Source organism: Pseudomonas sp. H3(2019), from assembly GCF_007713465.1.
In the GTDB taxonomy this organism is placed as follows: domain Bacteria; phylum Pseudomonadota; class Gammaproteobacteria; order Pseudomonadales; family Pseudomonadaceae; genus Aquipseudomonas.
Genome location: NZ_VMSG01000043.1, coordinates 1 through 24,763 on the forward strand (window position 1 = coordinate 1; position 24,763 = coordinate 24,763).

19 protein-coding genes are annotated in these 24,763 nt (G+C 61.3%); 5 read left to right on the plus strand and 14 right to left on the minus strand.

Annotated elements, in window-relative coordinates:
- From FPT12_RS27340 to FPT12_RS27350, 3 genes are all read right to left on the minus strand, one after another.
- Positions 1 to 1,135 (minus strand): DUF4347 domain-containing protein (locus FPT12_RS27340; protein ID WP_145022678.1); only part of this gene is annotated, 1,135 nt, incomplete at its 3' end.
- Between the two features lie 51 nt (positions 1,136 to 1,186).
- Positions 1,187 to 2,023 (minus strand): sulfotransferase, encoded by an 837-nt coding sequence (locus tag FPT12_RS27345; protein WP_145022681.1) that lies wholly within the window; start codon positions 2,021 to 2,023, stop codon positions 1,187 to 1,189.
- Between the two features lie 280 nt (positions 2,024 to 2,303).
- A complete protein-coding gene (locus FPT12_RS27350) occupies positions 2,304 to 3,896 on the minus strand; it encodes a glycosyltransferase family 39 protein (RefSeq protein ID WP_145022684.1) in 1,593 nt (530 codons plus the stop codon).
- Positions 3,897 to 4,068: 172 nt separating this feature from the next.
- Between FPT12_RS27350 and FPT12_RS27355 the strand changes: the two genes are divergently transcribed.
- On the plus strand, positions 4,069 to 4,689 hold the full coding sequence (locus FPT12_RS27355) for a phage tail protein (protein WP_145022687.1): 621 nt from the start codon (positions 4,069 to 4,071) through the stop codon (positions 4,687 to 4,689).
- A gap of 52 nt (positions 4,690 to 4,741) precedes the next feature.
- Positions 4,742 to 5,053 carry a hypothetical protein gene (locus FPT12_RS27360; RefSeq protein WP_145022690.1) on the plus strand — a complete coding sequence of 104 codons (312 nt, stop codon included), beginning with the start codon at positions 4,742 to 4,744 and terminating at the stop codon, positions 5,051 to 5,053.
- On the opposite strand, the gene FPT12_RS27365 is transcribed toward FPT12_RS27360, so the two are convergent.
- Genes FPT12_RS27365 through FPT12_RS27380 form a run of 4 tightly spaced genes read right to left on the minus strand, consistent with a single transcriptional unit; the run spans position 5,046 to position 9,773 of the window.
- Complete coding sequence (locus tag FPT12_RS27365) at positions 5,046 to 5,561, minus strand: GNAT family N-acetyltransferase (protein WP_145022693.1); 516 nt, start codon at positions 5,559 to 5,561, stop codon at positions 5,046 to 5,048. The two genes, FPT12_RS27360 and FPT12_RS27365, sit on opposite strands and share 8 nt — an antisense overlap.
- 16 nt (positions 5,562 to 5,577) lie before the next feature.
- Positions 5,578 to 7,674: a biotin/lipoyl-binding protein gene (locus FPT12_RS27370; RefSeq protein WP_145022696.1), complete on the minus strand. Its 2,097-nt coding sequence runs from the start codon at positions 7,672 to 7,674 to the stop codon at positions 5,578 to 5,580.
- Positions 7,675 to 8,994, minus strand: a complete 1,320-nt coding sequence (locus FPT12_RS27375) for an efflux RND transporter periplasmic adaptor subunit (RefSeq protein WP_145022699.1) — start codon at positions 8,992 to 8,994, stop codon at positions 7,675 to 7,677.
- A complete protein-coding gene (locus FPT12_RS27380) occupies positions 8,991 to 9,773 on the minus strand; it encodes an efflux RND transporter periplasmic adaptor subunit (RefSeq protein WP_145022702.1) in 783 nt (260 codons plus the stop codon). Before FPT12_RS27380 ends, FPT12_RS27375 begins: the two co-directional genes overlap by 4 nt.
- A 163-nt stretch (positions 9,774 to 9,936) precedes the next feature.
- Between FPT12_RS27380 and FPT12_RS27385 the strand changes: the two genes are divergently transcribed.
- Both FPT12_RS27385 and FPT12_RS27390 read left to right on the plus strand, forming a co-directional pair.
- Positions 9,937 to 12,108, plus strand: a complete 2,172-nt coding sequence (locus FPT12_RS27385) for an outer membrane assembly lipoprotein YfiO (RefSeq protein WP_145022704.1) — start codon at positions 9,937 to 9,939, stop codon at positions 12,106 to 12,108.
- A 3-nt stretch (positions 12,109 to 12,111) separates the two neighbouring features.
- On the plus strand, positions 12,112 to 12,828 hold the full coding sequence (locus FPT12_RS27390) for a DUF3142 domain-containing protein (RefSeq protein ID WP_145022707.1): 717 nt from the start codon (positions 12,112 to 12,114) through the stop codon (positions 12,826 to 12,828).
- A gap of 44 nt (positions 12,829 to 12,872) precedes the next feature.
- Here the strand turns inward: FPT12_RS27390 and FPT12_RS27395 are convergent, their stop codons facing one another.
- The 7 genes from FPT12_RS27395 to FPT12_RS27425 all read right to left on the minus strand — a co-directional run bounded on the left by FPT12_RS27395 (position 12,873) and on the right by FPT12_RS27425 (position 23,039).
- Entirely contained in the window at positions 12,873 to 14,375 is a 1,503-nt protein-coding gene (locus tag FPT12_RS27395) for an efflux transporter outer membrane subunit (RefSeq protein ID WP_145022710.1), read from the minus strand.
- Positions 14,372 to 15,442 (minus strand): HlyD family secretion protein, encoded by a 1,071-nt coding sequence (locus FPT12_RS27400; RefSeq protein ID WP_145022713.1) that lies wholly within the window; start codon positions 15,440 to 15,442, stop codon positions 14,372 to 14,374. The genes FPT12_RS27395 and FPT12_RS27400 overlap by 4 nt, the downstream gene beginning before the upstream one ends.
- Before the next feature lie 25 nt (positions 15,443 to 15,467).
- The gene (locus tag FPT12_RS27405) at positions 15,468 to 17,000 is read right to left on the minus strand and encodes an MFS transporter (RefSeq protein ID WP_145022716.1); all 1,533 of its coding nucleotides are present in this window, start codon (positions 16,998 to 17,000) and stop codon (positions 15,468 to 15,470) included.
- Positions 17,001 to 17,122: 122 nt separating this feature from the next.
- On the minus strand, positions 17,123 to 18,043 hold the full coding sequence (locus FPT12_RS27410; protein WP_145022719.1) for a LysR family transcriptional regulator: 921 nt from the start codon (positions 18,041 to 18,043) through the stop codon (positions 17,123 to 17,125).
- Positions 18,044 to 18,135: 92 nt separating this feature from the next.
- Positions 18,136 to 19,503, minus strand: coding sequence for an HlyD family type I secretion periplasmic adaptor subunit (locus FPT12_RS27415; protein ID WP_145022722.1), 1,368 nt, complete (start codon positions 19,501 to 19,503; stop codon positions 18,136 to 18,138).
- Positions 19,493 to 21,649, minus strand: coding sequence for a type I secretion system permease/ATPase (locus FPT12_RS27420; protein ID WP_145022725.1), 2,157 nt, complete (start codon positions 21,647 to 21,649; stop codon positions 19,493 to 19,495). Before FPT12_RS27420 ends, FPT12_RS27415 begins: the two co-directional genes overlap by 11 nt.
- A 37-nt stretch (positions 21,650 to 21,686) precedes the next feature.
- On the minus strand, positions 21,687 to 23,039 hold the full coding sequence (locus FPT12_RS27425; protein ID WP_145022728.1) for a TolC family outer membrane protein: 1,353 nt from the start codon (positions 23,037 to 23,039) through the stop codon (positions 21,687 to 21,689).
- 358 nt (positions 23,040 to 23,397) lie between these two features.
- On the opposite strand from FPT12_RS27425, the gene FPT12_RS27430 reads away from it, so the two are divergent.
- The coding region (locus FPT12_RS27430) for a retention module-containing protein (protein WP_145022731.1) at positions 23,398 to 24,763 on the plus strand (1,366 nt) is incomplete at its 3' end.

Genomic DNA, 24,763 nt, shown 5'->3' on the forward strand with positions numbered 1-24,763 from the left:
TGGAGGTCACGCTGACGTTGTTCATGGTCAGGATCCCGGCGTTGAAAATACCGCCGCCCATGGACCCGGTCGCGCCAAATCCGCCATTGCCACCCGTGCCCGAGACCAGGCCTCGGGTAATCACCAACCCGTCGAGGGTCACGGTGCTGCCCGAGGCGATCTCGATCACCCGGGTCTTGTACTGACCGTCCAGGGTCACATCAGCCACGCCATCGTGGTTCAGATCACCCTCGATGGTGATGTTCTTGCTGACCAGCAACTCGGAGGTGAGCTGCACCGTCATGCTGGTGTTGAAGGTGACGATATCGCCGTTCTGCGCCGAGGCAATCGCGGCGCGCAACGAACCCACGCCCGTGTTGCTGTTGTTGCTGGCGGTCCAGGTGGCCAGGCCCCACTGGTACTCGCTCATGGCGGTTTTCGACAGCACGTTGGCGCTTTCGATATTCCCTGTGGCGACTTCCAGGTCCCAGTCGCCGCCCACGCCGGTGCGGTTGTTCGAGGCGGCGATATCACGGCCGGTCAACTGCGCCAGCGAGTCGACAAAACTCAAGCCACGCGTCCCTTCGGCGGTGTAACAGGCGTAGATCAGAATGTCGCCGCCGACGTTCATGTCCTTGCCGATTTCAGCCAGCACCGCACTGCGGGACGCAACATTGTCGGCCGACAGGTAGCTGTCACCCAGCCACAGGTCACCGGCGTTGCCGTGGGCGATGATTTGCACCGAGCTGACGCCCTGATGATGATCGAGGTAGTCGGCGATCTGCTGCAAGCCGTCCTTGCTCGCGTCGAGCTGGACCACCTGAGTGCCGGGGGCTACGCCTTTGAGCAGGCTGTCGGCGTCTTTGACCCGGGCGTCGACGAACACCACGCTCTGCCCCGGTACGGCAGCGGGGGCCGACGCCACCGGTGCCGCATTATCGGCCTGGGCATGAGTGTCCTTGCTGGCCGCCGGGTGATCGGCGGTCGGCGCCTTGACGGCGTCGGCAGTGGCATGGCTGTCAGCCTGGGCGGTATCGGCCACCGTGGCCGCCACCGCGCCGTCGAACAGCATTCGCGGTTCCAGGGACATGATCAATGGCGATGCCAGGACGCGTGCGCCCTCCGTGATCCGCGACTTGCCTTTGCTCCACCACATGCTGCTCACCCAGACTCGAACGTTCATACCGCGCAAATGAAAACGCCGCAATCAACTGATCGCGGCGTCGGCTTTCATACGAATGACATTGGCGGCGCTGGCAGAGCCATCGAGCCAGAAGGACAGTTCAGCGTATTGCGCAAACAGGTCCGGCGGCAGAATGGTGCGCCGTGACTCCAGGGAAACCCTGGATCTGACCTTGTGCAGACCTGCAACCCCAAGCGCCTGGTCGAATTCCGGCGCATCGTAGGCCAGGTGATTGAAATCATGTTCGAACCAGGGTTCGCCGATGAAATCGTAGATCAGCCGCATGACCCGCTCGGGGGCCTGGGTCAGCAGGTCGTAATCGACGATCAGCAACGATTCGGCGTGCTCGCCGTAATAGGCTTCCTTGAGCGCAGCCCAGGCAAACCCCACCAGGCGATTGCGCTGCGCCAGCGTTTCGCAACGGCTGTACACCGTGTTGCGCTCGACCGCATCGCCAAACAGTTTGGTGTTTTCGAAAGGATTGGCGCGATAGAGCCGTTCAAGGCTGTCCATGACCCAGGCGACATTGCGCACGCAGGCAATGACCTTGACCTGGGGAAACAGATCGTTAAGCGCCGGAAGCCTTGAGCTCCATTGGCGATTGGTGTCGAAGACGATCTGCTTATCGGCTTTGTCGGCGTAGAAGGAGTCAAACAGCCCCCGCAGCAAGCGCCGGCGCAACGGTGTGTCGATCACCGCACCGAACTCGCTACCGGCACTGCACTGATCGAGAATGCCGCTGAACAGGGCACCGACCGGGCTGGTCATACCGGCGTGAAAACGCGGGTTCTGCAACAGGATCGCAGAAAGCAGGGTCGAGCCTGAGCGCGGCAAGCCGGAAATAAAGTGGAACTGCTGCATCCCTTCACCGTAGTCGGAAGTCCCTTTGTAAGACAAAGCGTAGACTACGAATCTGGATCCAACTAATGGTGTTTTGATATCAAATCGGAGCAAAAACCTTGTAGAAGGTGTGGTTGTAACGAAAGCGGACAGAGTGAAACGTTTAAGCTGATCGATACCTTCACTTGATGCCTTGAACGTCAAATGATCGCAGGCTGCGCCAGCTCCTACGCCTATACCGTGTAGGAGCTGCCGAAGGCTGCGATCTTTTGATCTTTCAATTAGCCGGTATGCGTACAGGTCACTTTTTAGGGCTGTTGATGACAAACAACCGTGCCAGCGCATTACCTGCGACTTTTTCACTGATTTTCTGCCAACCCGCGGGCAATGGTGCGAACTCATCCGGCTGGTCGGCGGTGCTGAACAGCCACACTCGGTTTGTGGCGGGCGGCAGATCAGTGAGACGATCGAGGTAGATCTTGTCGGCGGCGCCGTCTATCAACGTACCGAAACCGTAGGCATTCGGCCGACTGGACGTGCCGTTGGCCAGGACCGGGGTAAAGAGGCGCGGCTGAACGTCGGTGCGATCGTAGTAGACATACGGCATGTACCAGAGCAGATCGCTGATGACGACCTGATCACCCGGCTCGTAATGCTGATTGATGAACTCGACCGTCAGATTGAGCTGGTCATTTGGATCGACCGTCGCGTTGTTTTTCAGGCCCACCCCTTCAATGCCGATAAACAGCATGAGAAATGCCAGGGCCAGCATCCGAAAGCCCTTATGCAGGCGCTCGAGGCTCAGGGCAATGATCAGTGGCAGACCCAGCGCGAAGGCCGTCACGTAACGCTCGATAAACACCGGTGAAATGAACGACACCAGGAAAACCAGCACCAGCGGCACCACCGCGTAAATCGCCAGCAAGGCACTCCAGCGGTAGACGCTACGATCACGCAGCACCGTCAACACGATCACGCCCAGCAACAGCACCGGCAGTGCGAAAAACACCGGCCTGGGCAGGAAATCATCATCGCTCTGGATCATGAAGGTCCAGACCATGGACGGCAGGGAGCTGATGGTGACCGGGTCCTCCCAACCCACATCGCCGCTGGCCTTGAGTTCCGGCATGTGCTGAACCAGGCTCAGCAACTCCGGGACCCACGGCAGAAACAGCAGCACGATCGCCGCATTGGTCAGCCACCAGCCTGGGCGGTTGATGTGCCGCAACGGCTCGCCTGGCTGCACCCGCAGCACCAGCAGGTACAACCAATGGGCAATCACACACAGGGCCGTGAAATAGTGGGTGTAAAACGCCGCCGCCATCAACAGCGCATAGATCACCAGATACCGTGCACGCTGGGGCTGTTTGATCCAATACACCAGCGCAATCGTCGCGCCGAGCAACAACACGCCCAGCAGCGAATACATCCGCACTTCCTGGCTGTAACGCACCGCCGAAGGGAATAGCGCCAGCAGCAATCCGGCCAGCAACGCCACCCGCGGGTTGGCGATCAACCGTACCAGCCAGACACCCATTGCCACCGTAGCAATCCCCGGCAGGGCACTGAGGCCGCGAATCGAGAGCATGCCGTCGCCGAACAGTTCGATCCAGCCGTGCAGCACCATGAAGTAGAGCGGTGGGTGCACATCACGGGCCGCGTGAAACCAGATCCCGGCCAGATCGTACTGGCTCATCAGCAGGCTGGAACCTTCATCGCCCCAAATCGCCGCGGCGGTCAGGTCGTAAAACCGCACGAACGTAGCCAACAGCAAAATTGGCCAGATCCCGTAATCGGTCAGCCATTGAAACAGACGCGCCGAGGCCGTCAGCCGAGTGCCCGCCGCACACTCATCAGGCTTGCCGGCAAGCTCTGTTTCTCTTCGGTATTCCATCTGTCCCCCTGGGTGATCGAAAAGGCCCTATAAGGCTTGGACCTTGAACTGGGTGTGGATGCTGCCCCATTCCCTGCACGCACGCAATGTAGCGGCATTCGTCTTAGCGGCTACGCTGATCGGTGGTCGGTAGACAAGCCGGCCTCCTCCAAAAAACACAGGGATAACAACCATGGAAGTGTTTACCGGAACCATCCAGACCTTCGCTTTCAACTATCCGCCCAGCGGCTGGGCGCTGTGCAACGGGCAGACCATGCAAGTCGGCCAGTTCCAGGCGTTGTTCGCCTTGCTCGGCACCAATTACGGCGGCAACGGCACGACAAACTTCATGCTGCCGGACCTGCGCGGGCGCCTGCCCCTGTGTCAGGGGTTGGGCCTGAACCTCAGCCCACGGGTGATCGGCACCTCCTCCGGCGCCGAACAAACTGCGGTCAAAGTGAGCAACCTGCCCATCCACACGCCCACGGCGACCGCCGTCGGCACCCCTAACCTGACCGCCACTACGACCGTCAACCTGGCCAGTGTGGCCGCCACTCCCCTGAGCGTGCCATCAACGACCAATGCCTTTCTTGGTGCCTCCGGCGGCGGCCCGGGCCTGGCCAACATCTACTCCACCGCACAGGGCACTGCGCCCGTGCCGCTGCAAGGCGTCAGCACCAGCGTTGCCGGTACAGTCAACGTCGCCGTCACCGTAGCGCCCATCGGTGGTGGCGTGCCCATGGACACAATGGACCCGTTCCTGGTGCTGAACTTCAGCATTTGTCTCAACGGCCTTTTCCCGTCTCGCAACTGAACATGCCGCCGGGGCCCAAGGCCCCGGCTCTTCACTTTTCTGGAGCCAGGCCATGCAGCAACAGATCAACAGCGATCATTTTCGACAGCTATTGGAAACACCCAGCAAGCTGTACCTGGAGGATGGCAGCGAACTGTCCGTGATCATCGAATCGGTAGAGGACGCGCCCAGGGCACGCTTGTCAGAGAGCAGCCGAATGCCTTTTGGCGTGACCTTGAGCAGCCCGGATCTCACATCGTTCGTCGATGGATTCTGTGCGATCGACCTGCCTGAGCTGGGGCGTACCAAAGACATATTCATATCGCGCACACTGGCTCCGGGGCGCGATGCAAGCCGGGCGTATTTCTACATCACCTTCAACTGACCAGAATCTGCGGCTGACCGGGATACCAGACCAGGCGTTCGGCCGCCGGATTTTGCTCCTCGACCTGAAACCCCAGCGCCAGATAATGCTGGCGCGCATGGGGGTTGCTGGCCCAGACCACCGTGCTCACCGGGCAGCGCACCTGTTCCGCGGCTTTTTGCACGCCTTGCAGCACCGTACGGCCATAGCCCTTGCCTCGGGCCGCCGGAATGAACGCCAAATACAAGACGCGAATTTCGTTGCTGCCAAACTCAGCGGTCAAGGCACCAATCGGGGTGTCGAGTTTCTCGACCACATAGTGCATCGCGTTGGGAAAGCGCTCCCCGATGCCCTGCTCCTGCACCCGAAATTGCTGGGCGATGACCTCCTCGACCCGCTCACGTTCGCCGTCGATCCATTGCAGATCGGGGCGCGCCGCGTGATAGAGGCTTTCCAGAAACGGCCCATCGATTGTCCGTGAAGGACGCACCACCAGACCGTCGGCGGCATTGGCATTGCTGTTCAGCATCGTGATGCTCCTTGCGCTAAAAACCACTCTCCCTCACGCCCAACGCCGCCAATCGGCGCCAGGCGGTCCCCAGCAACGACTCACTGCGACCCTGCAACACCGCCAGCCCTCGCAATGGCTGTACCGGGGTGGCAATGCCGTCGAGGACTTTGAGCCGCACCGCGTATTGCGCTTGCACAGGCTCGGCGCGCTGGCTCTGATCGCGGCGCACGGCAATCGGCCCGTGGTGGTCGGAGGTCAGCGCTTCCTGATCGACAACCGCCGCACCGTTGGTGTCGATTTCAGTCAACTCGACCGCCACCGCCGGGTGCATCGGGTCCTCGGCGATAAACCGCCCCGTCGCACCGGGCGCAACCCGCCACAGCTCGGCTTCGGCCAGATAACCGCGCAATCGCGCGCCCTCTTCGACAACCCGGGCCAGCGTCTCCTTGGGCGACAACCAGCGGCCAACGGCCAGTTGTGGCAGCAGATCGCGCACCTGACCGGCCTGGGGCGCCCGCAGCAGCAGGCGCTCGCGCTGCGCCGCCAAACCGCGATACTCGGCCACCGCCTCCGCCAGTCGCTGTTCGACGATGCCCGCATCGGCGGCAGTTTCGCTGCGTCCGGCCTGACGTCGCATCTGCAATTGCTGGATCTCGATTTCCCGGCGTGCGATGGCTTGGCGCGAATCCAGGTCCGGCGACTCCAGCTCAATCAACACATCGCCCTGGGCAACGATCTGTCCGTCGCGGACATTCAGCTGTTTGACCCGGGCCGCCACTGGCGCATGCAAGGCACTGACCCGACCTGCCTCCAGCATGCTCGGCAGTTCCACCGCGCTGCGCCACGGCAGCACCAACACGGCAATCACCGCCAACAACCCCAAACCACTGAGTAACGCCCGCGGTGCATGGGCCTGTTCGCGGCGGCTCCACCATTCGCGCCACTCGCGCGCAATCGGCAAGAAAATGAACCACACCAGCTCAACCATCATCAGGAAGATCCCCAACAATTTGAAGAACAGGTGATACACCGCCAGCGCAATCCCGAAAAACAGCACCGCGCGCCACAGCCACGAGCCGTACCCCCACCACAGCAAACGCCGCTGCATCGACGGCGACCAGGGCTCCGGTGCCGGGGCGCGGTAACCGAACAGCGCCTCGCGCAATCGCCAACGACACAAGGCAAATGCCCGGCCCTGAAGGTTGTCCACTTCCCAGAAGTCGCTGAGCAAAAAATAACCATCGAAGCGCATGAACGGGTTCAGATTGACCGCCAGCGTGGTGAGCCAGGTCGCGCTGGCAAGCATGAACGCCGCCGTCCGCGCCGGCCCGTCCGGCAACAGTGACCAGGCGAGCAAGGCGATACACGCCAGCAGCAACTCGGCGAGCACCCCGCCCGCGCCGATCAGCAAGCGCGCGCGACGATCATTGACCCGCCAGGCGTCGCTGACATCGGTGTAGAACATCGGCAGCAGCACCATGAACGCCACCCCCATGCTCTGCACCCGACAGCCGGCGCGCTTGGCCATGAAGGCGTGGCCGAACTCGTGACAGAGCTTGGCGAAGAACAACGCCACCCCGAACGCCAACGCACCGCCGAGGCTGAACAAGTGCGGGAAGGTCGCGATAAAACGCTGCCAGTCTCGCGACACCAGAAATACCCCCAGCCCCAGGGTCAGCGGCAAACCATAGCGCAGCGCCCCAGGACCAAACCGCGCGAGCCACGGCCAGGCACGATTGAGGAACGCGTCCGGGCGCCACAGTGGAATCCGGAAGAACAGGTATTGATGCAGCAAGATCTGCCAGACACTCTGACGTTGCGCGGCGGCCTTGATGCCATAACTGGCGCGCTGTTGCGGGTCGAGGGCGGAGATCAGGTCGTGGGCGCGCAAAAAACTCAGCAACTGCTCAAGCTCCGTGACGTCCAGCGGCAAACCCGGTTCGCGATTGGCGGCGCGCAGTACTTGCTCGGGATCGCCCAACGACCAATGACGCAGCAAGCGCATGGCGGCTGCACCGAGTTTGAAGTAGCGCCCGCGCAGCGGGTCGGCCAAGGTCCAGCGCGGCGATCCATCCAGCGCCGGGGCGGCCATCTGCAACTGTAAATCGGCACGCAGGCTGGGCAATGTCATCTAGAGACCTACGCTTTGGCGCAAACCGGCCAGCGGCTTGCGCAACAGGTACAGCGCCAGCGGCGCGCGATCGCCGAAAATTTTCGCCGTACCGCGCAAGCCGATACGCGGCGGCGCGGCCTCGAAACTGGCGTCGAGCCGATACGCCAACTGGCCACCGGCCGTCGGTTGCGCTTCGTAAGCCGAGCGTTCGAGTCTGGCCGAATGCCGTTGCAACGGATCGCTATCAAGAAACAGCGCCACCTGCGCGCCCGGCTCCAATGCAATCGCATCGCCGACCGCCAGTTCGATACGCAACTCCGCCTGGCTCGGGTCAGCGATTTCCATCAGCCGCTCGCCGGTCTGCACCGGTTTTCCGGTCCAGCGTTCGGCGTCGGCGAACACCGCAATGCCGTCGCGCTCGGCACGCACTTCGCTGCGTTTGAGCAGTTCACGGGCGTAATCGCGTTCGGCACGCTTCTGCTCGACGCGTGCGGCCAGCAAGTCAATTTTCGAACTCGATTCGGCGTCGGCAAAGGCGCGCTGGGCATTGGCCTTGAGCTCCGCTTCCGCCACGCCCAAGGCACGGTCGGCGACATCGGCCTGGGCTTTGAGCGTGGTGCCTTCGAAGCGCAGCAACAAGTCGCCGGTCTTCACGCTCTGGTTGGGTTTGACCAGGAACTCGGCAATCACCCCGTCCAACGGCGCCGCCACCACCCGACCGCCGAGCGGCACGACTTCGGCCGGCGCCAACACCGACTGGCGTACCGGGATCAACAAGCCCAGCACCAGCACCGCCGCCAAGGCGACCTGGCGTTTGCGGGTCCAGCGCAAGCGCCACGGTTGACGCGGTTGCAGCGCCAGCCAGGCATGACTGTAGGTGTCGCCCAATTGCGACAACAGCACTTGCTCGGACGGGTTCCACGGCACATCGCGGGCCAGCCACACACCGCCGAATACCTGGCCCTGGCGATCAATCAACGGCAGCCAGAATACCTGCGCTGCCGAAAGACTTTGCCAGTCGGCCTGAATCGGGCCGCTTAACGCAGTGGCCGGTATAACCCGCGCCTGCTTCACCAGCTCAAGCTTGAACAACTGCGCCACCGCTTGCTCGACAAACGCTACAAACGGCGCATTCGGCTCCACGGCACTGACACCGGTGATCGCCCGCACCTTGCCGGCAATCAACAGCGCCGCGTGACGAAAACCGAACAAGGATTGACCGTCGTTGGCCAGGCTGTAAGCCAGTTGGTCGGTAGTGCGCGCGGCGCGGGTCTGGCGCTCCAACTCCAGAAAGCGCGCGAAAACCTGCTCGGCGCCACCCGTGACGGGCGCGTTCATTTGAGCTCCGCGAAGCGCGCCGTGCCGCTCATCCCGGCCAGCAAGCCGCTGGCGTTGGGCACCGTTGCGACCAGCAGCAAGGTCTGGCTGCCTTCGTCGATTCGCGCGCCGAGGCGTTTGACCGTGGCATCGAGTGGCTGGCCGGTTTCATCGGGAATAAAGCTGAAGGTCTGTCCGGGCTTGAGCTTGCTCATCCAGCGCGAGGGCACCAGCAGGTGGATTTCCAGGCTGCGATTGTCGACGATGTCCAGCAGCGGCGCACCGGCGGCGACGCTTTCATAACGCTGAACCTTGCGTTCGACGACCTGGCCGTCAAACGGCGCGACCACGCTGCAGCGTTTGACCTGAACCTGATAAACCTGAGATTGCGCCTGGATTTCGCTGAGTTTGGCTTCGGCTCGCGCCACTTCGAAACGTCCGACCGAGTTCAACGAAGCCAGTTGTTTGTTGTGGGCCAACTCTTCGCCGGCACCCCGGCTGGCGGCCTGTGCGGCGTTGAGCTGCGCCTGAAAGGCCGAGCAGTCGAAACGCGCCAGGGTGTCACCCTTTTTGAAGGACTCGCCTTCACTGAACGGCAACTCGACAACTCTGCCGGGCAGTTCGCTGGCAAGCACCGCTTGATCGCGAGCGCGCAACACGCCTCGGGCTTCGCTGCTGGTTGTGGCATGACTGCCTGTGCTGGTGCTTTCCAGCAGCGGATCGTCTGGCACGGGCGTTTGCGCCTGTGACACGCCTGCCAGCCCGATCAAACCTAACGCCAAACCACGAAAACGCCGCATAGCCATGTCTCCCTGACAGATGGTCGGAGTCTAAGACAGCTTCGACCAGCGTCAAGCAATTAGCCATCACTGCCCGAAATTACGGCTCGGCACTGCTAAATTTAGATCAGCACGCGGTATGATCGCGGCCTCGATTTCAGCGTTTGCGGATTAAGGACAATTCATGCGTATCGGTCTGCTGTCGCCCCTCGCTCTGGCACTTGCCACAACCTGCGCACTCCCGGCCCACGCCAGCTACGATCAGGACGCCTGCACGCCTGAACTGTCGCTCGGCGGTGACGGGCACTGCAACAATGTGGCTTTCCTCAACCCTGGCAACGACAGCCGCGCCAATTTGCGCTTGCTGCTCTCCGATCAGGGCGCGCTAGCGCTGAACCCGGCGCCATTGAGTGATTTTGACCGCGAGGCCGGCTACGGCCCGGTGCCGTTCGACCTTGCACGTCTCGACTCACCGCCAACGCAGGCCCCGCCACCCGCCACAGATACAGCCCCGGTTTCGGTACTCGATGCGCCGCTGCACCAACTTGGCATTAGCCGAGAAGCCTCGACCATTGCCGGCAATCAATTCATCGAAGGTGAAGGCAGCCGCTGCCGCAGTAACAGTGAAGAGAGCGCCGCCGCGTTCCTCACGCAACTGCTGAAAACCACTCAACTGCCCGCCGAAGAACGCCAAAGCCTGGCGCAAAGCCGCCTCCAGATGCTCGCCGCGTGCAGTTGGGAAGCCGATCAGCTGAACAGTCTGCTACCCGCCGCTTCAATCACCTCGGAACCGGGTAAAGCTTTCCTCACGTATCTGCGCGGCGCGGCGCAGTTCTATGGCGGCCAGTTCGCCGAGGCCACGCAAACCTTCGCCAGCCTGAACAACAGTGATCAGCCTTGGCTCAAGGAAACCGCGCTGTACATGGCCGCGCGCATTGCGCTCAACGCGGCCCAGCAAAACGCTTTCGACGAGATGGGTCTACCGACGCTCGAGCATGTGGATAACGCGAACCTGCAATTGGCCGAAAGCGGTTTCGAGACTTATCTGAAAACTTATCCACAGGGCGAGTACAGCGCGTCGGCCAAAGGCCTGATCCGCCGCGTGCACTGGCTGGCCGGCGAAGATCAGAAACTCGCCGATGACTACGCCTGGCAACTCACCCAGGCGACTGACGCCCAGCGCAACAAAACCCTGCCGGAACTGGTGGAAGAGGTCGACAGCAAACTGCTGACCCAGCCCGACAACGGTATTCAGGCGCCGCTGCTGCTGGTGGTCAAAGACTTGTTGAGCATCGGCACCTACCAGACGCCGTTCAACCTCAAGGCGCTGCAAGCGCAAAAAGCCTCGTTCGCCCAGCAACCGGAGCTCTACAACTACCTGCAAGCCGCAGTGCTGGTGTACCTCGAGAAAAATCCCGAGCAAGCACTGAAAGTCCTCCCGGGCAGCGTCCCGGACAAGCTCGACTACCTGGCCTTCAGCCAACAGATGCTGCGCGGCATTGCCCTGCATGAGCAGCACAAATGGCCGGAAGCCGAAGCGCTATGGCTGGAGTTGCTGGGCAAGGTCAAACAGCCGTTGCAGCGTGAGCAGGTCGAACTGGCGCTGGCCCTCAACTACGAGCTCAGCCAGCGGCTGGACAAAGTGTTCGCCGCCGACTCACCAATCAAGACACCTGCCGTGCGTTATCGCCTGCAACGGCTGGTGGCCGATGCCCCACTGCTGCGTCAGCAAATCAGCCAGGGCGCAGACGCCACCGAGCGCAACAGCGCGCTGTTCGTGCTGCTCTACAAAGAGTTGCTGCGCAGTCAGTACGCCGAGTTTGCCGAAGACTTCAAACAACTGCCGGCCGAGCCGTCAGCGGACAAACTTGGCGTCAGCATTGGCTATTTCTACAGCACCGGTCAGCCGCTGACGATGTTCCGCTGGCAGGGCGACAAGGCTGAATCGGGTTACCACTGCCCGAGCATCGCCGAGATTGCCGCGACCCTTCAGGCGGACGGCAAGCACCCCAAAGGCCTGAACTGCCTGGGTGAGTTTATCCTGCGCAATAACCTCGACAGTGCACCACTGGAAGCCAAACCCACCAAGTCCGAACTCGGTGCCACAGGGTCGGCGTTCAAAGGCGAGATCTACTCCCGGCACGAAGGTTATCGCCAGGTCATCGACAACGCCAAAGCGCCGAAGGAAGACCGCGCTTACGCTTTGTTCCGCGCCATCAACTGCTATGCGCCCTCGGGCAATAACAGCTGTGGCGGCAAAGACGTCGAACCGGCTGTACGCAAGGCCTGGTTCCGCCAGCTGAAAAGCGGCTTTGCCGACACTCAATGGGGCAAGTCGCTGCAGTACTACTGGTAAGCCATGAGAGATTTCCTCAAAGGCCTGGCGCTGCTCGCGCTGCTGCTCAGCGCCCCGGCCTTTGCGGTGGTCGACGCCCGCGAGTACAACGCCTTTTGGCTGTGGAGCGGAGTCAGTACGCAACCGGTGCTGGCCCAAGCGAAAACCTTGTACGTGCTGCAAGGACAGATCAGCGAATCACGCCGCACGCCACAGCGCGGCGTGCGCTTCATCGCCCAAGGCATCGCCATCCCGCGCCTGACCCAGGGCGAAGTCTGGGTGACCTACCGCGCCCACACCCTGCGCTGGCCAGAGCCGGTCTATCAACAATTGCTGGGGCAAGTGCAGCGCTGGCACCAGGCGGGCAACCCGGTGGTCGGTATCCAGATCGACTTCGACGCCCGCACCCGCTACCTCGACGAATACGTCAGCTTCCTCAAAGACCTGCGCCAACGCCTGCCCGCCCACTATCGCCTGAGCATCACCGGCCTGATGGACTGGAGTAGTCACGCCGATCCACAGGTGATCGGCCAACTCAAAGGCGTGGTCGACGAAGTGGTGGTGCAAACCTACCAGGGCCGCCACAGCATCCCCAACTACGCCGCCTACCTGCCAAGGCTGAACAGACTCGGCTTGCCGTTCAAGGTCGGGCTGATTCAGGGTGGCGAATGGGAGGAGCCGGGGTATTTGAAGGACAACGAGTGGTTTCGCGGGTATGTGGTGTTTTTGCAGAATCGCTAGCGTAAACAACTCCCTGTCTCGCACTACCTCAACCGTCAGCTGCCTTATCGCGTAGTCATCGCCAACGGATACACCGACTCCCACCCACCTCCCAGCGCCTTGTACAACCCCACCATCGCCAGCGACACGCCGGTCGAGCTTTCCACAAGTTGTTCCTGGGTCGCCAGCAGCGCGCCCTGCACGGTCAGGACGTTGACGAAATCGACCACGCCTTCGACGTATTGCTGTTGCGCGGTGTGCAGGGCGATCCGGTTTTGGCGCACGGCTTCGGCAAGGCTGTCGCGGCGTAGCTGGCTGGCGTTGAAGCTCGTCAACTGATCGTCGATTTCATGCCAGGCCCGCAGCACGGTTTTCTGGTAGGCCAGCGCCGCGTCCTGTTGCTGCGCCTCGCGCAAATTGAGCATACCGCGCAGGCGACCACCATCGAACAGCGGCAGGTTGAACTGCGGGCCGATGCCGAATTGACGCGAACCCCAGGAGCCAAAATCACTTAATTGCATGGCCTGCGAACCGAGGTTTCCAGACAGTGTGATGCGCGGATAAAAATCGCCCTTGGCCACACCGATACTGGCGGTGGTGGCATGCAGTCGAGCCTCGGCCTGGCGAATGTCCGGGCGCCGCTCGGCCAGTTGCGACGGCAAGCCGATCGCGACTTGACGCGGGGTTTGCGGCACCGGGGCGTCCTTCGACAACTCGGCTTGCAGCGCTTGCGGCCGTTCTCCCATCAACAGGCTCAAGGCGTTGATCAACTGCGCCTGACGCTGCTGAAGCGCGGGCAGGCGCGCTTCGATGGTTGCCACCTGAGCGGCGGCTTCGGCGACATCCAGATCGGTGGCCACACCATCGGCCAGACGCAACTGCGACAACTTCAGGCTGTGCCGCGCGACCTCAAGGTTTTGCTCGGTGACAACCCGGGTGCTTTGCACGCCGCGCAGTTGAATGTAGTCCTGAGCGGTTTCCGCCAACACTGAGAGCAGCACACCCCGGCGATCATTCTCTGCCACTTCCAGAGTCGCGTCGGCGGCTTCGGTTTCGCGCCGCACACGACCCCAGAAATCCACTTCCCAGGAGGCTGAGAATCCGCCATCCCAGAGGTTGAATGCCGAGCGGCCGTTGTTGCCGGACGGGTCCATCAAGCCTTGCGCGCTGTTGCGTTTGTGTCCGTAGCTGCCGGTCGCGGCGGTGGTGGGGTACTGCTCGGCGGTGATCACCTGGCGAGCCGCGCGGCTTTGCTGCAAGCGGCTGCTGGCGAGTTGCAGGTCGAGATTACCGGTCAATGCACGGCGGCTGAGCGCCGACAGCTGCGGATCATGAAAGACCTCCCACCAGCGTTCGTTCATTTCGACCGTCACCGCTTGGCTGGCAGCGGCTTTTTGTGGTTTTGACCATTCTTCGATCTGCGGTGTTTGCGGTCGCACGAAGTCCGGGCCGACGGTGCAGGCCGCCAGCGAAAACAAACCCAGCGCAACAAGCACTGACTGGCCAAGGCCTTTGTGGCGAGGGAGCAAGCCTCCTCGCCACAGAAATGGGTGTTTGCCAGTGCTCATCGCTGGGTCACCTCACGCACACTGGTCGCCGGGTTGACGGTGTCGATACTCGCTTCCACCGACATCCCCACCCGCAAACGCTCTGCCAGCGGTTGGCCGGGATCGAGGACGATCTTCACCGGAATTCGCTGCACGACTTTGGTGAAGTTACCGGTGGCGTTGTCAGGTTTCACGGCAGCGAAGGTCACGCCGGTAGCCGGTGCGACACTCTCGACCCGACCGGTCAAGGTTTCACCACCGAGGCTATCGACGCGCACTTCCACGTTTTGCCCAGACTGTACGTCAGAGAGTTGGGTTTCCTGGAAGTTGCCGACCACATACGCTCGCGCCAGCGGCACCACGGCGAGAATCTTGCTGCCCGGCGTGACATAGGCGCCGACCCGTACCGCACGCTCGCCGACCATGCCATCCACCGGCGCTACGATGCGCGTATAGGACAGCTCGAAACTGGCCATTTCCAGCGCTGCATGGGCGCGCTTCAAGCCTCCTTCGGCCGCGTCACGCTGGGCTGTGAGTATCTCCACCTGCTTGCGTTCCGCCGCCAGCACTGCGGTGGCATTGGCCAGTCGTGCGCCAGCCTGGTCGATGCGGGTGCGCGCTTGCTGGGCGTTTTGCACCGTGCCGGCGCCGACTCCGGCAAGGTGGTTGTAGCGGTTCAGCTCATGTTCGGCGAACGCCATTTCTGCTTTCGCGGCCACCACCGTGGCTTGCGCCTGAGCGATCACCGACGCCTGGCGTTCGAGGGTTGCCCGAGCGTTTTGCAACTGTGCCTTGGCCACCAGGGTTTCGGCATCCGCGGCTTGCGCTGCGGCGCGCAGATCCCGGTCATCGATCAGCGCCAGCAACTGCCCGGCCTTAACCTGCTGGTTGTCTTCGACCAGCACTTGCTTGATAAACCCGGCCACGCGCGGCGCGACCAGCGTGAAGTCGGCAGCGATAAACGCGTCGTTGGTGGTCTGTTGAGGTTTCTTGCCGAACACGCCCGGCGCCAACAGGTAAACCAGCACGCCAGCCGCCAACACCGCGACGGCTGCACCGGTGAATTTGGATTTCATAGGGATCGTCATAAAAACCTTCTGTTTCAGTAAGCGTTCACGTCGGCGCGCGCGGCGGATAGATCCGCGTCGGCAGCCAGAAAATCAGCAGGATCAGCGCCAGCGCGATCCCGGCCATACACAGATACAAGTCTGACGAGGTCAGCACCACCGCTTGCTGGTGCAACCGATGAGCGAGACCCGCGCTGTCGGCCAGCGGTGAGTTGCCGAGGTTGTCGACCAGCACCGTTGAGTGGAAATGCAGGCGAACCGTGGTCAGCGCATCCAGCACACCCGTGGCGATCACCGCCGCGAGGCCTTTTACGGTGTTGAACCAAGCCGACGCAAACGGCCCCTCCTGCGGACTGATGCTGCCGGTCGAGAGCATCAACAACGGCAGCACCGCCATCGGCTGGCCGAAAATCTGCAGCAATTGCAGCCCGTAGAAGTCATCGCGAATCCACGCCGACGTCAGCTGCGAACCGCCGATGCAGGACAGCGCCAACAGGCTCAAGCCGATGCCCAGTACCCAACGGCAATCGACCCAGCGCACGTTGCACAGCGCTGCCACCAGCGGCAGCGCAATCAGTTGCGGGACGGCCATCAGCAGCATTACCGGGGCGGTCTGAATCGGCCGATAGCCTTGAACCTGCGCCAGGTAACTCGACGGGATGATGATCACCGCCAGCAACACCACCAGCACCCCGGCCAACGTCAACAGGGCGAATGACAGGTTGCGGATGCCGAGCATCTGCAATTTGAAGAACGGCACCGGTTGCGACCATTCGTTGACCAGAAACAGCACCAGCAACAACAGCCCGCCACCGAGCAGCCAACCGATCAGACTCGACTCGAACCAGTCCAGGCGATTGCCCTGCAAGATCCCGATCACCAGCATGCAGATGGCCGGGAAACCCAGCAGCAGGCCACGCCAGTTGAACTGTTTCAGGCGCTCCAGACGCAGCGGATCCTGTGGCAATCCGTACGCCACTGCGACCATGGCCAGCAGGCTCGGCGCAATGATTTGCCAGAAGGTCCAGCGCCAACTCAGGTACTCCGTCCACAAACCCGCCAGCGGCGTGCCCAGTCCGGGGCCAAACGTCGCCGTCAGGGCATAGCCGGCCAGCCCATAGAGTTTTAGGTTGGCCGGCAAAAACCGCAGGGCGACGGTCATCAACATCGGCGGCAATGCCCCACCCGCCAGGCCTTGCAAGGTGCGCATCAGCAGCAGGCTTTCATAGTTCGGCGCGAAGGGACTCAGCACACCGAGTACGGTGAACAGGCTGATAGCGCACAGGGTGAAACGCCGCAGTGAAAAGGTCACCGAACACCAGGGCGCAAACGCCATCGCCGCCACGGAGGTCGCGGTGTAGCTGGCGACGAGCCAGGTGCCTTCGTCGTATCCAATGGCCAAGGCACCGCGAATGTCAGCCAGGGCGACCTTGGTTACCATCTCGTTCAGGCCCGACACCAGCACCGCCAACAACACACCGACCAGACCGATGATGATGCGTGGACCGAAGACCGGTGGGGTACCGACGGAAGATTTGCTGGCCGCTTCGAGTGTTGCGGGGACAGCGAGGGAGGTCATGTTCAGTACAGCTCCGGATTACAGAAATACCGGGGCAGTTTATGAACGCAGACAGCTGACGAAAACTGACTTATCGACAGGTTATAAGTGCGCCAGACACACGAATAGCGAAGCTTTTGCTGTCAGGAGGGCTGCGCTGCCAGCCATGTCTCATCACAACTGGCTTTCAAGGTTTCGCGCAGCCAGCGGTGGGCCGGGTCCTTGTCATAACGCGGGTGCCAGGCCTGCGTCAGCATCAAGGTTGGCAGCGGGATCGGCAAAGTAAAGGAGCTCAGCCGCAACCCAAGTCGGGTCACGCTGAGCAATGCCTCTTTGGGAACCGGCAGAATCAGATCGGAGTCTGGCAGCACGAACATCGCCGCGTGAAAGCTGGGAGCGATCAAGGCCACGCGACGCTCCAGCCCCAAACCGTTGAGCGCCGTATCGATCGGCCCTCGGGCAATACCGCGACGAGACATGGAAATGTGGGAAAACCCGGCGAAACGCTCTGCAGTGATTTCGCCTTCAAGCAGTGGGTGACCTTCACGTACCAGACCGACAAAATGCGTGGCAAACAGATTCTGGACCTTAACTTCCGGAGTTCCCGGGCGCGTGTTGCTGACCATCAGATCAATCCGCCCTTCGCGCAGCGCCTCATCGTCACCATCGCCCACCGGCACAAAGCGCAACTCGCAATGCGGTGCCTGACGGTTCAGCGTGTCGATCAACCGGCCGCCGTAGACCCCGACGAAAAAGTCATTGGCGCGCACGTTGAAACGTCGACGCAGGGTGCGCAAATCCACCTTGTCCGCCGAACGAAACAGCATCGCCGCCTGTTCCACTACATCGCGTACCTGGCTGCGCAACTCCAGCGCCTTGGGCGTCGGCACCAACCCGCGACCGGCACGTACCAGAATCGGATCACCGAGCGCTTCGCGAACGCGGGTCAGGGTCCTGCTCATCGCCGCCGGGCTGAGGTTCATCCGCCGCGCCGCGCCTACCACACTGCCCTCGTCGAGCAAGGCGTCGAGGGCGACCAACAGGTTCATGTCCGGGAGTTGCATGCTGAGCACTCGTGACTGATCAGAATTGAGTCAGACGCAATGCTAGCAAACATCCCTGGATGAGATGGTGATAGGTCTGCCTCACCGGAGAGTTAGCGCTCGTGCAGCGCCTCTGCCCGTGCCTTGATGATCGGCTTGAGCAGGTAGCTGAGAATGGTCTTCTTGCCGGTGATTATGTCTACCGAGGCGACCATGCCCGGAATGATCAGCAAGGGTTTCTCATCGGTGCCCAAGTGGCTGCGCTCGGTGCGCAGCTTGATCATGTAGTAAGTGGTTTTCTTGTCTTCGTCGGTGATGGTATCGGCGCCGATCTGCTCCAGCTTGGCTTTCAGGCCGCCATAGATGGTGTAGTCATAGGCCGTGAACTTGACGATGGCTTCCTGGCCCGGGTGCAAAAACGCGATGTCTTGCGGACGGATCTTTGCTTCCACCAACAAGGTGTCGTCCAGCGGCACGATTTCGACCATGTCACTGCCGGGCTGGATCACGCCACCGATGGTGTTGACCAGCAGCTGCTTGACGATACCGCGCACCGGCGAGGTCACCAGTGTCCGGCTGACGCGGTCTTCCAGCGCCTTGCCGGTCGCCTTCGCCTTGTTCAGGTCGGTGCGGGCCTCGTTGAGCTGGGTCAGCGCCTCACTGCGGAACTTGCCACGGGTCTCGTCGATCTTGCGCTGCACTTCCTTGATCGCCGATTCGGCACGCGGGATCGCCAGGGTGGTGGCGTCCAGTTGGCCACGGGTTTCGACTTCAGCGCGCTTGAGTCGCAGCACTTCCACCGGCGACACCGCGCCTTGAGCCACCAGCGGCTCGGACATGTTGATTTCCTGACGTTGCAACGCCAGACCGCTGCGGTACTGCGCCTGCTTGGAGGTGAATTCGCGCAGCTCTTGCTGACGCTGGATCAGTTGCTCTTGCAGGCCGCCGACTTCGTCATGCAGTTGCTGACGACGGCTCTCATAGAGTGATTTTTCGCTGGCGGCCTGACCGGGCACAGCTTTCATCACATCGTCAGGAAAACTCAGCGGGCGGTCGTCGACTTCCGCGCTCAAGCGTTCTACACGCAGCAACATCGACAAACGGTCGGCTTCGGTTTCGCCGACGTTGGACTGAAAGCGCGTGGCATCCAGACGAATCAACGGCGCACCGGCTTCAACGATTTGCCCTTCGCGAACGAAGAGTTCAGCGACGATACCGCCCTCCAGGTTCTGGATTTTCTGAAGTTTGGAGGATGGAATCGCCTTGCCATCGCCTTTAGTGACCTCATCGATCACCGCAAAGTTGGCCCACAGCAGCAGGAACAGAAAGAAGCCGATGATGGCCCAGATGGTCAATCGAACCACCCGCGGGGCGTCTTCGATCAATGCCTTGTTCACCTCGGGCAACGGCTGGCCGCTCAGCGAATCGGAGCCTTTGAAGTAACGACGGATCGAGTCGCGCATTCCGGACTTAAGCAACACTGATCTGCCCCTTCTTCAACGCTTCCATCACCGAGGCTTTTGGACCATCAGCCAGTATTTGCCCGCGATCGATCACCAGCAGCCGATCGACCAGCGACAGCAACGAGGCCCGGTGCGTCACCAGCACTACGGTCTTGTTTTCTACGACGGCTTGCAGGCGTTGTTTCAAGCGTTCTTCACCGGTGTTATCCATGGCGCTGGTCGGTTCGTCGAGCAGCAGGATCGGCGGATTGAGCAGCAGGGCACGGGCCAGGGCCACGTTCTGACGCTGACCGCCCGAGAGGTTTTGCCCGCGCTCACCGACTTGCAACTCGTAACCTTGCGGGTGCAAACGGGCGAACTCATGCACGCCGGCCAGTTCAGCAGCCTGCAGAACAAGTTCGTCTTCCATGTAGCGGGCGCCGGAGACCAGGTTGTCGCGCAACGTACCGGCGAGCAACTGGATGTCCTGCGGTACATAGCCGATGTTGTGGCGCAATTCACTGACGTCGATCTGACGGATATCCACACCATCCACCAGCAACGCGCCATCGTCCGGCTGATACAGGCCGACCAGCAGTTTGGCCAGCGAGCTCTTGCCCGAGCCGCTGCGGCCGATGATGCCAATCTTTTCACCCGGCTTGATGATCAGGTTGATGTTCTTCAGCGCCGGGTTCTGCTGACCCGGGTAGGTGAAGTTCAACTGACGGCACTCGATGCCACCCTGCAGGACTTTGCGGCTCAGCGGGCGCTCTTCGAAGTTGCGCTCTTGCGGCAACTCCATCATCTGGTCGACCGAGGTCATGGTGACCCGCGCCTGCTGATAACGGGTCAGCAGACCGGACAGCGACGCCAGCGGACTGAGGGCCCGCCCACTGAGCATGTAGCAAGCAATCAGGCCGCCCATGCTGAGGTTGCCGGCAATGATCTGATAAACGCCGAAGACGATCATGATCACCCCGGCCAGTTGCTGGATCAGCAGGGTGATGTTCATCGCCAGGCCGGAAAGCATTTTCACCCGCAGCTCGAGGCGGCTGAGGGTGCCGATGGTCTGCTCCCACTGATACTGACGCTCGCTTTCAGCGTTGTTGACCTTCACCGCATCAAGCCCGGCGAGGGTTTCAATCAGGCTCGACTGGCGCTCGGCCCCCAGCGCCATGGTTCGTTCCATGGTCGCCACCAGCGGCTTCTGCAACGCATAGCCGATCAGCAGGGCGATCGGGAACGCCAACACCGGAATCCACACCAGGTGGCCGCCCAGCAGGGCGATCACCAGGAAAATCAGCAAGGTGAACGGCAGGTCGATCAGGCTGGTCAGGGTCAGCGAGGCGAGGAAGTCACGCAGGCTCTGAAACTCGTGGATGTTCTGGGCAAAGCTGCCGACCCGTGCCGGGCGGTACTTCATGGCCATGCCGACGATCCGCTCGAACAGCGTCGCGGAGATGATCAGGTCGGTTTTTTTGCCGGCCAGGTCCAGGCACAGACTGCGCAGGCTTTTAAGAATCAGGTCGAACAGGTAAGCCCCGGTGATGCCGAGGGCCAGCACCCACAGGGTCGCCTCGGCCTGGTTCGGCACCACGCGGTCATAGACGTTCATCACGAACAGCGGCGCGGCCATGGCGATGATGTTGATCAGGAAACTGGCAGCGATGGCGTCGGCGTACAGCCAGCGCGAGCGCTTGAGGGTGTCGCGGAACCAGGAACGCGCACGCGGGATCAGCGTGCCGTGGTTCACATCGAATTTATGTTGAGGCTGGGCGAAAAATGCTTGCCCGGTGTAATCGTCAGCCAGCAGTTCGCGACTGACGTGAACTTCACCACCATCGCTTTCACTGAGCAGCAGGCGTGCCTGGTCATCGCCGAGCCAGCCCAGCAGCACGGCACTGCGACCGTCCTTGAGCAGCAACAGTGCCGGCATGGCAATCGCCGGAATTTGCGCCAGCTTGCGTTGCAGCACCCGCCCTTGCAGGCCGGCGCGGGCCGCCGCACGCGGGAGCAACTCGACACTCAGGCGCTGCTTGGGCAATGGCAGGCCGGTGGTCAGCATCGCCGCGCTCGCCGGTTTCTGGTGCAGCGTGCAGAGGGCTAGCAGGCCGTCCAGTAACGGATCGTCGTGCAACGCGCGTGGATCATGACGGAGATGAACTCGACTGGCTTCTGATTCCACGCTTGGCACTCTTGGCTAACTAACTAGAAGGATCTGCTCAATTCATGCCGGGCAGTTGGACCTTGGTCTTCACATCGTTCGACACGACGGAGGCCATGGGTGCAACTACACCCTGACTTTTGAGCAATTCGCCCATGGTCGCCTTGATTCGATATTGAGTAAATAACTGAATGTTTTTGATTTCCGCCAGACGCCGGGAAGCGGTAAACAGTTCGTTCTCGCTGTCGAGCAAGTCGAGCAAGGTGCGTTGGCCCAAGCTGAACTGCTGCTGATACGCGGTGCGCACCGCACTGCTGCGATCGACATATTGCTGGGCGATCGGCACTTGGGCGTTGGCGTTGTTCAGGGCATTCCAGGCCAGGCCCAACTCTTCGTTCAACACGCGCAAAGCGTTGTTGCGGATATCCAGCGCCTGGTTCGACAGATATGACTTGGATTCCAGATCAGCTTTGTTGCTACCGCCGGAATACAGGTTGAAGCGCATGCGCAGCATGGCCTGCCATTCATTGTTATGACCGACCGCACCATCCAGATTATTGTCGGCGGTGCGGCCCAGTTCGGCATCGAAACGTGGGTAGAACGTCGACTTGGCAGCATCGTACTGCTTCTCGGCCGCGGCAATATCGGACTCGGCGGAACGCAGCACCGGGCTGTTCTCAAGCATTTGCTGGCGGGCTTCATTCAGGTTCGCCGGCAGCAGCGCAAGGAAAGGGGCCGGACGTTCCAGTTGATCGGGCATCTGACCCACTGCGCTGAGGAAGTTCGTCTGGGCGTCCGCAAGATTGGTCTGCTCGGTGATCAGATTGTTGCGGGCCTGGGCCATACGCGCTTCGGCCTGATCGAGGTCAGCGCCGCTGCCCACACCACGCGAGGTGCGCAGTTTGATCTGGTCAAAAATCCGTTCGTGGCTCTTCAGGTTCTCTTCGGCCAAGCGCACGAACTCGCGACGGGTCAGCACGTCCAGGTAAACTTGGGCCACCGTCAGTGCAGTGCGCTCGGAAGTCCCCAGCAATGAATAAGCGCGGGAGTTGACGGTGGCTTGTTGACGCCCGACTTCGCTGGATGTCGCAAAGCCGTCAAACACCATTTGCTGCAAGCGTACGCTCGACTCGCCTCGGTTCAAGGTTTCCCAATGATTGTTGCCGGTGTTAGCACGAGTCGTCGGGTTGTCAGTGCCTTCACGACCATAACCGCCGAGCAGATCGACCTTGGGCAAGTACCCGCCTTGGGCGGCTCTCAGCTGATAGTCCGCGGAAAGGCGGCTGTTCACGCCGGCCTGGATTTCCGGGTGGACATCCAATGCTTGTTGCATGGCTTGAGGCAGGGTTTGGGCTTGTACAAAACTGGCGGCAAGGACAAAAGGTAGAGCCTTGAACAGGTGTGAACGCATATAAGAATTTCCCTGGACTTCTTGTCTCAAATCACAGCACTCGTAGTGCTGTAACGGAAAATGGCAACCGGAATGACCGTATGTCGGAAAGTTAAAAAATCAGAACCGGGTCACACACTGCAGGCAGGTCACCACATAAATATCAATGTGACATTAGGGGGGCGATTGTTTAGGATGGCACCCAGAAGGTCAATAGTTTGGCACAAAGTTAATTGCGAAAAGTAGATGCCAAATTATTGACGAAATAGCGCGCCAATTTTAGTGCGCCTATCCCTTTTAAAGTACGTCCAGACTGAATCGGCAAGCGGCCCTTTCAGGTCCATGGAAGCCTACTGAACGGAACATCGGAGAGTCCTCAATGAGCAGTGTCGTTGCCATCGTCAAAAGCATTGTTGGTCAAGTTTTCGCGGTGTCCCCGGAGGGCATCAGACGTGTGCTGATTGAAGGTGACCGACTGTTCACAGGCGACCAGGTCGATACCGGTCCGGCGGGCGCCGTTACACTTGAACTGGCCGACGGCCGCACGCTGGACCTGGGCCGTGACACCCAGTGGAGCGGCAGCGCTCCGGACTCCAGCACTGACCTGGCACAAGCCACTGCGCAAGCCGCGCCGTCAGTAGCAGAGCTGCAACAAGCCATCCTCGCTGGCGCCGACCCGACCACAGATATGGAAGCCGCAGCCGCAGGTCCGACCGCAACAGGCCCGGGCGGTGCTGCTGGCGGGGGCCACAGCTTCGTGGCACTGAATGAAACAGCTGGCAGCGTAGCCCCGACCATTGGTTTCCCGACCGCAGGCATTGGCGCGGGTGCTTCCGCAGCCGACATCACGACTGGCGGCCAGAACACCAATAACAGCAATAACGTGCTGGTTGGCTCGACCCTGAGCCTCAGCGCTACCTCGACCATCACCGAAGCCGGTGGTGTACTGGTTTACACCGCAAACGTCACCCAGGCGCCGCTGACTGACCTGAGCATCACCCTGTCCAATGGCTCGGTCATCGTCATCCCGGCCGGCCAGGTCAGTGGCAGCGTCAATGTTCCGCTGGCACCGAATGACAATGTCTACAACGACCCGCACCAGATCACCGTCAATGTCACCGGCACCACCGGTGGTGCCGGCCTGGTGCTGACCGTCGATCCGACGCCCGCCGTCACACAGGTCACTGACACGATTGATACCACCACCGTCACCCTGACGGCAGGCTCGACCATCACCGAAGGCGGTCAGATCACCTACACCGCCACCTTGACCAACCCGGCGCAAACGCCGGTCACCGTAACCCTGTCCAACGGCTCGACCATCACCATCGAAGCCGGCAAAACCACCGGTACGGTGAATGTCGATACCCCGGCGAATGACGTTTACAAAAACGGCAGTACCGTCAGCACCACCATCACCGGGGCTACCGGTGGCAACTTTGAAAACCTGGTGCCAAGCACCACGCCGGCCGTTACCACGATTACCGACTCGATCGACAATACCGGGTTGAACCTGACGGCGACCGGTTCGGTGGTTGAAGGTGGGCAGATCACTTACACCGCGACGCTGACCAATCCGGCCGGCACCGCGATGACCGTGACCCTGTCCAACGGTGCGGTGATCAACATCGAAGCCGGCAAGACGTCCGGTTCGGTGGTGGTCGATACCCCGGCGAACGACGTCTACAAGAACGGCAGCACCGTCAGCACCACCATCGAAAGCACCACGGGTGGCAATTTCGAAC

What these genes read in the sequence shown, in the direction of transcription:
- FPT12_RS27345 (WP_145022681.1), bottom strand. Translation starts at nt 2,023, where the DNA reads ATGCAGCAGTTCCACTTTATTTCCGGCTTGCCGCGCTCAGGCTCGACC.
- FPT12_RS27350 (WP_145022684.1), bottom strand. Translation starts at nt 3,896, where the DNA reads ATGGAATACCGAAGAGAAACAGAGCTTGCCGGCAAGCCTGATGAGTGT.
- FPT12_RS27355 (WP_145022687.1), top strand. Translation starts at nt 4,069, where the DNA reads ATGGAAGTGTTTACCGGAACCATCCAGACCTTCGCTTTCAACTATCCG.
- FPT12_RS27360 (WP_145022690.1), top strand. Translation starts at nt 4,742, where the DNA reads ATGCAGCAACAGATCAACAGCGATCATTTTCGACAGCTATTGGAAACA.
- FPT12_RS27365 (WP_145022693.1), bottom strand. Translation starts at nt 5,561, where the DNA reads ATGCTGAACAGCAATGCCAATGCCGCCGACGGTCTGGTGGTGCGTCCT.
- FPT12_RS27370 (WP_145022696.1), bottom strand. Translation starts at nt 7,674, where the DNA reads ATGACATTGCCCAGCCTGCGTGCCGATTTACAGTTGCAGATGGCCGCC.
- FPT12_RS27375 (WP_145022699.1), bottom strand. Translation starts at nt 8,994, where the DNA reads ATGAACGCGCCCGTCACGGGTGGCGCCGAGCAGGTTTTCGCGCGCTTT.
- FPT12_RS27380 (WP_145022702.1), bottom strand. Translation starts at nt 9,773, where the DNA reads ATGCGGCGTTTTCGTGGTTTGGCGTTAGGTTTGATCGGGCTGGCAGGC.
- FPT12_RS27385 (WP_145022704.1), top strand. Translation starts at nt 9,937, where the DNA reads ATGCGTATCGGTCTGCTGTCGCCCCTCGCTCTGGCACTTGCCACAACC.
- FPT12_RS27390 (WP_145022707.1), top strand. Translation starts at nt 12,112, where the DNA reads ATGAGAGATTTCCTCAAAGGCCTGGCGCTGCTCGCGCTGCTGCTCAGC.
- FPT12_RS27395 (WP_145022710.1), bottom strand. Translation starts at nt 14,375, where the DNA reads ATGAGCACTGGCAAACACCCATTTCTGTGGCGAGGAGGCTTGCTCCCT.
- FPT12_RS27400 (WP_145022713.1), bottom strand. Translation starts at nt 15,442, where the DNA reads ATGACGATCCCTATGAAATCCAAATTCACCGGTGCAGCCGTCGCGGTG.
- FPT12_RS27405 (WP_145022716.1), bottom strand. Translation starts at nt 17,000, where the DNA reads ATGACCTCCCTCGCTGTCCCCGCAACACTCGAAGCGGCCAGCAAATCT.
- FPT12_RS27410 (WP_145022719.1), bottom strand. Translation starts at nt 18,043, where the DNA reads ATGCAACTCCCGGACATGAACCTGTTGGTCGCCCTCGACGCCTTGCTC.
- FPT12_RS27425 (WP_145022728.1), bottom strand. Translation starts at nt 23,039, where the DNA reads ATGCGTTCACACCTGTTCAAGGCTCTACCTTTTGTCCTTGCCGCCAGT.